We start from the raw sequence: 11,133 nt of genomic DNA, 5'->3' as shown, positions 1-11,133 counted from the left end.
GGCCGGACCCCGATCGTGGCAGCGCCGTATTTTGCCGCCGCCGCATCCTTCAGCAGGTTCATCTTGGGCGAACCAATGAAACCGGCCACGAACAGATTGGCCGGGCGGTTATAGAGTTCCAGCGGCGCTCCGACCTGCTCGATGTTGCCGGCGTTCAACACCACGATCTTGTCGGCCATGGTCATGGCCTCGACCTGGTCGTGGGTGACATAGATCATGGTGGCCTTGAGCGCCTGATGCAGCCGGGTCAGCTCGACCCGCATCTGTACCCTGAGCTTGGCATCGAGGTTCGAGAGCGGCTCGTCGAACAGGAACACCTTGGGCTGGCGCACGATCGCGCGGCCGATCGCCACGCGCTGCCGCTGGCCGCCCGAGAGCGCGCGGGGCTTGCGCTCAAGCAGCTCGGTGATCTGCAGGATCTCCGCCGCTTCCTGGACCCGCCGCCGGATCTGCGCCCGATCGACCTTCGAGATACGCAGGCCGAAGGCCATGTTCTCGAACACGCTCATATGCGGATAGAGCGCGTAATTCTGGAACACCATGGCGAGGCCACGCTCGGCCGGGGGCAGATGGTCGACCCGCTCGCCGCCGATATGGATGGTGCCGGCGCTGACCTCTTCCAGGCCTGCGATCAGGCGCAGGAGGGTGGTCTTGCCGCAGCCGGACGGCCCGACGAAGACCGTGAACTCCTGCTTCTCGATCTCGAGATCGACGCCATGGATGATCTCCGTCTCGCCGAAGGATTTGACCAGCGATTTGATCTCGACATAGGACATGGCGATCGACGGGGCTTTCCAAAATACCGGAAGTCGGTGCGCTATTCTGAACGCCGACCCTAGATAGCGGCGCTGCGCGCGTCAACAGAACGGACTGGCCGCACCCATCGATATCGCAACCGCCTGATGTTGAGTATCCTCGGGGGCTTCGCCCTTTTTGACGATCCTGAGAAATTCGGTTCCAGACACATGCCTGGCAAGTCCCCACAGACCATTCCCAGGATCGATATCGCACCCTTCATGGCGGGCAGCGGGAAGGCGCCGGCTACGGTTGCTGCCGTTCGAAAAGCTTGCGAGGAGATCGGCTTCTTCGCGATCGCCGGCCATGGCGTTCCAGACCCCGCAATCGCCCGCATCTACGATCTGTCGCGGGCTTTCTTCGATCTGCCGGCGCCGCAGAAGGCGCGCGTCGCCAAGACGGGAACGCTCCTGGGCGGCCTCATGCATTTCCCGCTCAAGGCGGAGAGCCTGGGATCGACGCGGGGCGATCCGAAGCCTGGCGACTGGAAGGAATCGCTCGATTACGGGCCGGGCTTCTATGGCGATGCCTGGCCGGCCGCTCCGGCCGGATTGCAGCAGGCTTGGCTCAATTATTACGAGGTGATGGGCGGGCTGGCGCGGGTCCTGCGCCGGATCCTCGCCAGCGCCATGGGCCTGCCCGAGGATCATTTCGAGAGCCAGTTCGACCGGCACCTCTCCTCGCTGCGCATCAACCATTACCCGGACCAGCCGACAGCGCCCGAGCCGGGCCAACTCCGCGCCGGCGCTCACACCGACTATGGCTTCCTCACCATTCTGCGCTCGGAAGATGCGCCGGGCGGGCTGCAGGTCATGACTCGCGCCGGCGACTGGATCGACGTGCCGACCCAGCCTGGAACCTTGCTGGTCAATCTGGCCGACACGCTGATGCGCATGACCAACGACCGCTGGGTCTCGACGCCCCATCGCGTCGTCAACCCACCACGCACGCTGACGCAAGGCACGCGCCGGCAATCGATCGCCTATTTCCACAATCCCAACGCCAGCGCGATGGTCGGCTGCCTCCCGCAATTCTGCGACGAGGCTCACCCGGCGAAATACGAGTCGATCCGCTATGGCGACTACGCCGCGCTCAAATATTACCAGGCGCATGGCGAGACGCTGACCCAGGACGCGAAGGCCTGAGCGCCGATCCCAGGAGGGCCCATTGTGTCGAGCGGCAGGCTGGTTCAGCATCGGATTCCAGTGCTGTAACGGGCGAGAGGCCAATATGACGAGGCCGGTGGCGGAATTCTGGTACGGCGTCGAAGCTCACGACCACGGTATTGTCCGGCTGCGCGAAACGGCGATCGATCCCTATCTGGCCGGCAACATGTGGCTGGTGCGCGGGTCGAGACGCGATCTGCTGATCGATACCGGGACCGGGATCGTCTCAGCCCGGCCGATCCTCGAAAATCTGTCGGGGAAGCCCCTGCTGGCGGTGGCCTGTGTCGGCTTCTATGACCATGCGGGCGGGCTTCATCACTTCGCGGAACGGGGCTGTCATCCTGCCGAAGCCGACCGCATCGCACGCCCGACGCTCGAGTCCTCTGCCGTCGCGGACTATGTCAGCGAGGGTTTCGTGGCATTCCTACCCTATGAAGGTTTCGAGACCGCGGCCTATCGCATGCAAGGCACGACGCCGACGGTCCAACTTGGCGACGGCGACGTGATCGATCTCGGCGACCGGCAACTCGAAGTGTTGCATATGCCGGGCATGACGCCGGGCAGCATCGCGCTGTGGGAGGCCGCGACGGGCAGCCTCTTCAGCTGCGATACGCTCTATGACGATCCGGTGATTACACGGGCGTTCGAGCCGCCAGATCGACCAGCCTATCTGGAGAGTGTCAAACGTCTGAAAACCCTGCCGGTCGTCACGGTCTATGCCGGCCATTTCGCAACATTCGGTCGAGCCCGGATGATGGAAATCATCGATCGCCGTCTCGGATCGCACGCGGCCTGACGGCCGTCGCGCCTCAGAACACGCTGCCGAACCCGCCATCGACCATGAGCTGGTGGCCGTTCACATAGGAGGCGGCGTCCGACGCCAGGAACACGGCGGCGCCGGCGATCTCCGGCGGCTTGCCCCAGCGCCTCAGCGGCGTGCGGCCCTTGACCCAGGCGGTGAACTCCTCATTGGCGAGGAGGGCCTGGTTCATCTCGGTCTCGAAATAGCCGGGCCCGATCGCATTGACGGTGATGCCCTGGGGCCCGAGCTCGGCCGCCAGCGCCTTGGTCAATCCCCAGAGCCCGCTCTTGGCCGAGACATAGGCCGGGATGGTGGCGCGCGCGAGATTGGCCGCGATCGAGGTGGTGAAGATGATCCGCCCGGCGCCCTGCCTGATCATCGGCGCCGAGGCCTCGCGCGCCAGGACGAAGCAGGCCGAGAGGTTGGTGTCGATCACGCGCTGCCAGTCGGCGAGCTTCCAGTCGCCCAGCGCCGCGCGATGCTGGATCCCGGCATTGCCGATGACGATGTCGAGCCGGCCTTGTCGCGCGACAATCGCCGGGATCGCGCCGCGGACCGCGGCTTCGTCGGTGACGTCGAAGGCGAACGCGCTGGCCTCGAGGCCGCGGTCGGTCAGCTCCTTCGCTTTCAGCGCGAGCTTCGCCTCGTCGCGGCCATTGATGACCACATGCGCGCCGGCCTCGGCCAGCCCCTTCGCCATCGCCCAGCCGAGCCCGCGCGAGGCGCCGGAGACCAACGCCACCTTGCCCGTCAGCGAAAACAACCCCGTCATGCGTGATTCCCCGGTCTTGCAAAAGTTAAGCGGGCCCGAGTGTGGCGAGGCCCCGCCTCCGGAGCAAGACCAAGGGCCCATTGGTCTCAAAACAACGCCCCTGGCGGGCCCCCCGCCGAATCGTGTGTTATGGCGGCGCCTTTGGCAGGCGAGGCCCGCGCATGCCCTGATTCGTGTCCCTATTGACCCTGAGAGAGCATTCCATGTCCCGTGATCCCCGCTACGACATCCTGTTCGAGCCCGTTCGCATCGGTCCGGTGAACGCGAAGAACCGTTTCTTCCAAGTCCCCCATTGCAACGGCATGGGCATCACCTATCCGAGCTCGATGATCGGCATGCGCGGCATGAAGGCCGAGGGTGGCTGGGCCGTGGTCTGCACCGAGGAGACCGACATTCATCCGACCGGCGATCTCTCGCCGCTGGCCGAGGGCCGGCTGTGGGACGATCTCGACATCCCGGTCTTCGCCCGCATGAACGAGGCGATCCACAAGCATGGGGCGCTGGCGGGCGTCGAGCTCGCCCACACCGCCAACCGCGACGCCTGCCTCTTCAGCCGCGAGGTGCCGGTCAATGTCACGCATGCGCCGGCGGGGGAGGGCTACTATCCGGCCCAGGCGCGCCGGATGGACCGCGCCGACATCCGCAATTACCGCCGCTGGCATCGCGAGGCCGCGCTCCGGGCCGAGCGCGCCGGCTTCGACGTCATCTATGTCTATGTCCGCGCCTATACCTCGATCAACGGCAACTTCCTGTCGCGCACGCTCAATGACCGCACCGACGAATATGGCGGCAGCCTCGAGAACCGCCTGCGGCTGACGCGCGAGGTGACCGAGGACATGGTCGAGGCGGTGGGCGGGCGCTGCGCCGTCGCGATCCGCTGGACCGTGGACGATCCGATGAAACCCGACGGTCAGCCCGATCTCGCCGAGGGCCGCGAGGTGATCGAGATGCTGGCCGAGCTCCCCGATCTCTGGGACGTGAATTTGCGCGAATGGAGCCGCGATTCCATGCCGTCCCGCTTCGGGCCGGAAGGATCGCAGGAGGAGTTCATCCGTTTCGTCAAGAAGGTGACGACAAAGCCCGTGGTCGGCGTCGGCCGCTTCACCTCGCCCGACACGATGGTCTCGCAGGTTCGCCGCGGCCTGCTGGATTTCATCGGCGCCGCCCGGCCCTCGATCGCCGATCCTTTCCTGCCCAAGAAGATCGAGGAGGGCCGGATCGACGATATCCGCGAATGCATCGGCTGCAACATGTGTGTCTCTTCCGACTTCACCATGGTGCCGATGCGCTGCACCCAGAACCCGACCGCCGGCGAGGAATGGCGCAAGGGCTGGCATCCGGAGAAGATCGCGCCGAAGAAGTCCGACGATAATGTGCTGATCGTGGGGGCGGGCCCGGCGGGCCTCGAGGCCGCGCGCGCCCTGGGCCAGCGCGGCTATGAGGTGACCCTTGCGGAGGCCAGGCAGGAGGTGGGCGGCCGGGTCGCGCTTGAAAGCAAGCTTCCCGGCCTCGCCACCTGGGGCCGCGTGCGCGACTATCGCCTGCAGCAGATCCAGCGCATGCCGAACCTGCAGCTCTATCTCGACAGCCGCCTGAGCGCCGAGGACATCCGCGGCTATGGCTTCGCCAAGGTGGTGATCGCGACCGGCGGCCATTGGCGGCGCGACGGGATCGGCCGCTGGCGCTCGACGGCGATCCCGGGCCTCGATCTCGCCCCTGCGCTGACGCCCGACGACATCTTCGCCGGCAAGGACGTGAAGGGGCCGGTCGTGATCTATGACGACGACCACTACTATATGGGCGGCGTGCTGGCGGAGAAGCTGCGGCTGGAGGGCCATGAGGTCACGCTGGTGACGCCGGCCTCCGATATCTCGACCTGGACCAAATTCACGCTCGAGCAGCCGATGATCGAGCAGCGCCTCCATGAGATCGGCGTGACGGTCATCGAGAAGCATCTCGTCGCCTCCGCCAAGGCCGGCGAGATCGAGCTCGAGCACAGCCACCACGGCGGCCGCCGGCGCATGGAATGCGGCACGCTCCTGCTGGTGACGATGCGCCTGCCGAATGACGGCATTTATCTCGAATTGTCGGAAAACGCCGAGGTGCTCGACTCCGCCGGAATCACCTCGCTTGCGCGCATCGGCGATTGCCACGCGCCCTCGACGATCGCAGCCGCGGTCTATGCCGGCCATCGCTATGCGCGCGAGATGGACGAGCCCGAGGCCGAAATCGCTTTCAAACGCGAGTTGATCGCACTGGCCCCGTCATGAGCGTCAACGCGTCGCGGCTCGATTGTTTCATTTGTTACTAACCATGAACGTCTCGCTTCGGAATGATCGGGACTTAAGTCCTTGATCCTCGGGCGGCGCGATCGCCGATCGTGGCCGCATTGTGGCGCGACGTGGTTAGCGCGGCTCTCGCTGCTACAGACGGTCGCGGTGACTCCGCGCATCGATGTTCCCATGTTGCGCCCATGAGCGGTTGCCGCGGACCCTTTACACCCGCAGGCTCGAGCCGCCTCGAGGAGTCATGATGTCCGGGATCTCGATGTCCGAGGCCCGCGTCGCCACCGAAAACGGCGCGCGCTACGTGCAGCAGCTTTGCAAGCACTGGGCCTACAAATTCGTCGTGCAGTACACCGCGCGGAACGGCCGCGTCGATTTCGGCGAGGGCCGCGCGCTGGCTTTCGCCGTCGGCGCCGATCACCTGAGCCTGCTCGCCAAGGCGCCGGACTGCGATACGCTGTCGAAGCTCGAAGCGGTCGTCGCCGATCACCTGAAGCGCTTCGCCTTCCGCGAAGGGCTCGAGGTGAATTTCGCGCCGGTGATACTCTAATTCAGATGTAGAGGCCGATTCACGTCTCAAGCCACGTCGGCTCGAGACGGTCGGGCTCTGGCCTTCTATCTGAAGGGTGGCTCGTCGAAGCTGCGAAGCTTGCGCGAATGCAGCGAGCCGAGCTGGCTGCGCAAGAGCTCCACGGCGGTCAAGCCGATCTTCAGATGTTCGCCGACCGCGCGCTTGTAGAAGGCGGTCGCGGCACCCGGTAGCTTGATCTCGCCATGCAGCGGCTTGTCGGAGACGCAGAGCAGCGTGCCGTAAGGCACGCGTAAGCGATAGCCCTGGGTTGCCAGGGTCCCGCTTTCCATGTCGACGGCGATGGCGCGGCCCAGATTGATGCGCCTTCGCTCCTGCGCCCAGCGCAGCTCCCAATTGCGATCGGCATAGCTCACGACGGTGCCGGTGCGCAGGCGCCGCTTCAGCCCGTCGCCGCGCTCGCCAGTGACGAGAGCGGCTGCCTCCTGCAGGGCGAGCTGCACCTCGGCCAGCGCCGGGACCGGCACCTCCGGCGGCACCAGCTCGTCGAGGATGCGGTCGCGGCGCAGATAGCCATGCGCCAGCACGTAATCGCCGATGGTCTGCGACTGCCGCAGGCCGCCGCAATGGCCGATCATCAGCCAGCAATTGGGACGCAGCACCGCCAGATGGTCGGTCGCGTTCTTGGCGTTGGAAGGGCCGACGCCGATATTGACGATGGTGACGCCGCCCTGACCGTCGCCGCGCAGAAGGTTATAGGCCGGCATTTGGAAGCGTTCCCAGGGCGCCGCGGTCACGGTCGCGACGGCGGCCTCGCTGTCGTCGCCGCGCCTGACCGAGCCGCCGCCCGGCAGCACCAGCTCCGTATAGGGTCCATCGGGCCGCGCCAACTCCTCCAGCCCCCACTGCACGAACTGATCCACATAGCGCTGATAGTTGGTGCAGAGGATCCAGGGCTGGATCGTGCGCCAATCGGTTCCGGTGTAATGCAGGAGCCGGCGCAGCGAGAAATCCACGCGCACGGCATCGAATAAAGCGAGCGGGCGTGGCTGGCCTTCCTTGGTTTCCCATAGGCCGTCCGCAATCTCGTCGCCCACGCTGGCCAGTGCCGGCGTCGGGAAATGGCGCGCCAGCTCGGCGACCGAGATGTCGCCATGGACGAATTCGTCGCCGGACTCGATGACGAAAGGGTAGGGGATCTCCTGCTCGCTGACGCGGACCTCGATCCGCGCCCCGAACTCCTCGACCAGGGGCCGCAGCTGCTCCAGCAGATAGCTGCGGAAGTGGGCCGGCTGCGTCACGGTGGTGGCATAGACGCCGGGCGACTGGAACTTGGCCCAAGCCCGGCGCGTGAACTGAACGGCGCCCTCGGGCTGCCAGTCGACGCGCAGCTCGGGATAGCGCAGCCGGGCGCGTTCGGCCGCGGTCGGCACGATGCCCTTCTCGACATAGCGCGCCACGGCGTCGCGCAACGCCACGGAGGCGGTGCGATGCAATTCCTCGAGGCGGTCGACCGCCTGCTCGGGTGTCAGATGGCTCATCGGTTCTCACCGGTTCCGCGGCTGGGAGCCTTCAGGGTCGGAGGCGCCGATGCCGCGATCGTCGGTCGAGTTTACACCGCCCACCAGAACCGGGTCAGGTGGAAGAAGATGGGGGCGGCGAAGATCACCGAGTCGAGCCGGTCGAGCATGCCGCCATGGCCCTCGATCATCTGGCCCCAATCCTTGACCCCGCGGTCGCGCTTGATGGCCGACATGACCAGCCCGCCACAAAAGCCCATCAGATTGACGACCAGGGCCATCAGCCCCGCCTGCCACCAGGTGAAGGGCGTGATCCACCAGAGGGCGGCGCCCAGGGCCGTGGCGCTGGCGACCCCGCCAACAAAACCCTCGATGGTCTTGGAGGGCGACAGGCTGGGCGCGATCTTGTGCTTCCCGATCAGCTTGCCCCAGACATATTGCAGCACGTCGCTGGCCTGCACGACCATGATCAGGAACACGATCAGCATCGCGTTCTGGCCCTCATAGCCCGGGATCTGGAGCGTGAGGAGGGCCGGCGCATGGGAAACGCAGAAGACCGAGACCATCAGGCCCCACTGCACCTCGGCGATGCGCGAGATGAAGAGGGTGGTGTCGCCGCGCAGGGCCGCGATGATCGGCATGCCGAGGAACACATAGACCGGGATGAAGATCGAATAGATTCCGTAGAGGTTCTCGCCGATCAGTACATACTGGGCCGGCAGCACGATAAAGAAGGCGGTGGCGAGCGCGATATGATCGCCGCGACGCGTCGGCGTGAGCGTGATGAACTCGCGCAAGGCGGTGAAGGAGCAGAAGGCGAAGAGCACCAGCACGCCGACCTTGCCGAGCGCGAAGGCGATGGCGATCAGCACCACCATCACCCACCAGGCCTTGATCCGGCTGTTCAGGTTGGCGATCGTGCCGCTGGGCTTGCCCTGCTGGCGGCGTGCCAGCAGGTAACCGACCAGCGACGCCGTCACCAGCACCAGGAGGATGCCGGCGACCAGCCAGAGCCATTTCGTGGTCGGGCTCATCGGGCGGCTTCCTTCGCGGCCTTGGTCTCTTCGTCGGGTTCCGGCGCGAGCGCCAGCAGGGCCGCCCGGCTGCGGGTGCAGAAATCGGGCTTGCGTTCGCCTTCCTCGAGATGGATCGGCGCGCCGAAGGTGACGGTGCAGAGCAGCGGCACCGGCACGAACTCGCCCTTGGGCATGACGCGGTTGAGATTGTCGATCCAGACCGGCACCAGCTCCACATCCGGCCGGCGCTGGGCCAGGTAATAGATGCCGCGCTTGAAAGGCAGCAGCAGCGAAGGGCCGGTGTTGCGCGTGCCCTCGGGGAACAGGATCAGCGAGGAACCCTCGTCGAGCGCCGTCGTCATCGGCTCGACCGGATCGACCGTCCGGGTGATGACGTTGCGATCGATCAGGACGGAATTGAAGGCCTTGACCGCGATATAGCGCCGGGCCGGGCTCTTCAGCCAGTAGTCGGCCGCGGCCACGGGCCGCGTGGTCTTGCGCAGCTCGGGCGGCAGGGCGGTGCGGATCAGGATGAAATCGCCATGGCTCGCATGGTTGGCGAAATAGATGCGGGGGCGCGCTTCCGGCACGCAGCCCAGCCAGTCGCCCCTGACCCCCGTGATCAGGTGGGCCGCGGCGGTGGCTGCCACCGCGACGATGTTGTCGATCAAAGCCTGATCTCCCCTCGAGCCCGCCCAGAGCAAGATCGGATCGGCTTCAATAAGCCGATCCGATCTTGCTCTGATTCAAATAACTAGAGACTGATTCACGTATCAAGCCGTTTCGGCCTGATACGATCAGGCTCTGTGCGGGCCGCGTCATTGTAGCGCGAGAATGCCCGCCCCGACGACCATCGTCGCCAGTTGCAAAGCGAGGCAGAGAGTCTGGCGGTGCAGCAGCCTGCGGGCGCCGCCGATGCGGTCGTCGAGCGGCCGCGATCCGGCCGTCTTGGGCCGCAGCCCGAGCCAGGTCAGGCTGGCATCGAGCTGGTCGAGGCCGGTCAGGGCGCTGCCGCCGGCAAGCTCGCGAAACAGCGCCGCATCGAATCCCACCCGAAAGGCGAAATAGAGCTCGGCCAAGCCCAGCAGGATGGCCAGGCCCAGCGTGCCGGCCATCAGGTTCCAGATTTCCGACCGCATCTGGGGGGCCAGGAGCGCCAGCAAGGGGAGCAGGATCGCGGCCGCCGCGGTCAGGAGCCGCGACAGCCGGTCGAGGATGCGGCCCTGCTCCAGGAAGGCCGCGGTCGCGATCATCAGCGCCGGGTTGCTGGGCGGTGTGACCCGGTTCGGCGGCGTCATCATGAGAACGTCCTGGCGGCCGCTTCATTGATGGCGGCACGCGCCGCCATCTTAAGCCGGACATGGGGCCAGGCGCGCCGGATTTCCTCGATGGCGTTTTCTCCATCGACGCGATGATGGATCGCGATCCAGGTCGCGATGGCCGCCGCACTGCGCGAAAATCCCAGCGCGCAGCAGACGAGGACGGGCCCCTGCGAACGCGCCTGCTCGATCAACCCTGCCGCTTCACGCAGCCGCTCGGGTTCGGGCGTCACCAGATCGAGCATCGGCAAAGCCCGGCATTGCGCCGGCGCGGCCGTGGCTGGCAGCTCGGCGCAGAGATCGATCACCGTGGCGAAGCGGGCGGCCTCCGCCCGGCGGGGCAGGCCGCTGATATGGACGCCGTCGCGGATCTCGACCGCCGGACCCTGGCCGTAGCGCCAGAGCCAGCCATTGAAGGCGGCGGCCAGGAGGTAGGGCAGCAGCAGAACGATGGCGCCGAGAGACATGCGGCCGTCGGGCGCCTTCTCGAACCCTGCGGCCCCGAGAAACGCGTAGTTGGCCGCGACGAGCGCCAGGGAGAAGGCCGGCCAGAACAGCCACCAGCCCCAGCCGCCGATGACGGATGCGGCCGCGGCCGCAAGGACAGCACCCAGCGCGTAATAGAGCGCCAGGGCCAGGCGCCGGTGATTGCGCGTCCACCGAAGGCTTCTGACGGGGCTGGGAACCGCATCCGGCCAGAGCCAGAGCGCGAAGAAGCCCAGCGCCGCACCGGTGGGCAGGTCGAAGAAATGATGCTGATAGGTGGTCAGAACGGAGGCACCGATCAGCGCCATCCAGAGATGGAGCGGCCAGGTGAGCCAGCGCGGGACGTGGCGCGCATAGACCACCCACAGCACGACCAGCAGCGCGATATGCAGCGAGGGCGCCTGGTTGAACGGTTTGTCGAAGCTGGTCAGCGCATCGAACAT

The 11,133-nt window shown here is 66.2% G+C and carries 11 protein-coding genes; 4 read left to right on the top strand and 7 right to left on the bottom strand.

All coding sequences use genetic code 11. From position 1 onward, the window contains the following. A partial coding sequence (locus ACREE8_RS14035; RefSeq protein WP_431573630.1) for an ABC transporter ATP-binding protein occupies positions 1–776 on the bottom strand: 776 nt, incomplete at its 3' end. A 189-nt stretch (positions 777–965) separates the two neighbouring features. On the opposite strand from ACREE8_RS14035, the gene ACREE8_RS14030 reads away from it, so the two are divergent. After that, a complete protein-coding gene (locus tag ACREE8_RS14030; RefSeq protein ID WP_431573629.1) occupies positions 966–1,940 on the top strand; it encodes an isopenicillin N synthase family dioxygenase in 975 nt (324 codons plus the stop codon). Positions 1,941–2,025: 85 nt separating this feature from the next. Further along, positions 2,026–2,757 (top strand): MBL fold metallo-hydrolase, encoded by a 732-nt coding sequence (locus ACREE8_RS14025; RefSeq protein ID WP_431573628.1) that lies wholly within the window; start codon positions 2,026–2,028, stop codon positions 2,755–2,757. A 13-nt stretch (positions 2,758–2,770) separates the two neighbouring features. Here the strand turns inward: ACREE8_RS14025 and ACREE8_RS14020 are convergent, their stop codons facing one another. Beyond that, positions 2,771–3,535 carry an SDR family oxidoreductase gene (locus ACREE8_RS14020; protein ID WP_431573627.1) on the bottom strand — a complete coding sequence of 255 codons (765 nt, stop codon included), beginning with the start codon at positions 3,533–3,535 and terminating at the stop codon, positions 2,771–2,773. A 203-nt stretch (positions 3,536–3,738) separates the two neighbouring features. Here ACREE8_RS14020 and ACREE8_RS14015 point away from each other — a divergent pair, with 203 nt between their 5' ends. Together ACREE8_RS14015 and ACREE8_RS14010 are read left to right on the top strand one after the other, a co-directional pair. Then, positions 3,739–5,805, top strand: a complete 2,067-nt coding sequence (locus tag ACREE8_RS14015) for an FAD-dependent oxidoreductase (protein WP_431573626.1) — start codon at positions 3,739–3,741, stop codon at positions 5,803–5,805. Between the two features lie 277 nt (positions 5,806–6,082). Beyond that, positions 6,083–6,370: a DUF2218 domain-containing protein gene (locus ACREE8_RS14010; RefSeq protein WP_431573625.1), complete on the top strand. Its 288-nt coding sequence runs from the start codon at positions 6,083–6,085 to the stop codon at positions 6,368–6,370. Positions 6,371–6,435: 65 nt separating this feature from the next. Here ACREE8_RS14010 and ACREE8_RS14005 read toward each other — a convergent pair whose 3' ends face one another. The 5 genes from ACREE8_RS14005 to ACREE8_RS13985 all read right to left on the bottom strand — a co-directional run. Continuing rightward, positions 6,436–7,890 carry an AMP nucleosidase gene (locus ACREE8_RS14005; RefSeq protein ID WP_431573624.1) on the bottom strand — a complete coding sequence of 485 codons (1,455 nt, stop codon included), beginning with the start codon at positions 7,888–7,890 and terminating at the stop codon, positions 6,436–6,438. 71 nt (positions 7,891–7,961) lie between these two features. Continuing rightward, the gene (locus ACREE8_RS14000; RefSeq protein ID WP_431573623.1) at positions 7,962–8,903 is read right to left on the bottom strand and encodes a phosphatidate cytidylyltransferase; all 942 of its coding nucleotides are present in this window, start codon (positions 8,901–8,903) and stop codon (positions 7,962–7,964) included. Continuing rightward, positions 8,900–9,556: a lysophospholipid acyltransferase family protein gene (locus tag ACREE8_RS13995; RefSeq protein ID WP_431573622.1), complete on the bottom strand. Its 657-nt coding sequence runs from the start codon at positions 9,554–9,556 to the stop codon at positions 8,900–8,902. Before ACREE8_RS13995 ends, ACREE8_RS14000 begins: the two co-directional genes overlap by 4 nt. A 147-nt stretch (positions 9,557–9,703) precedes the next feature. Beyond that, entirely contained in the window at positions 9,704–10,186 is a 483-nt protein-coding gene (locus ACREE8_RS13990; RefSeq protein WP_431573621.1) for a hypothetical protein, read from the bottom strand. Then, a partial coding sequence (locus ACREE8_RS13985; protein WP_431573620.1) for a hypothetical protein occupies positions 10,183–11,133 on the bottom strand: 951 nt, incomplete at its 5' end. The genes ACREE8_RS13985 and ACREE8_RS13990, both read right to left, overlap by 4 nt.

Origin of the sequence: Hypericibacter sp. (genome assembly GCF_050729195.1) — a bacterium.
GTDB lineage: Bacteria > Pseudomonadota > Alphaproteobacteria > Dongiales > Dongiaceae > Hypericibacter.
This window is presented reverse-complemented; position numbering and strand designations above follow the sequence as displayed.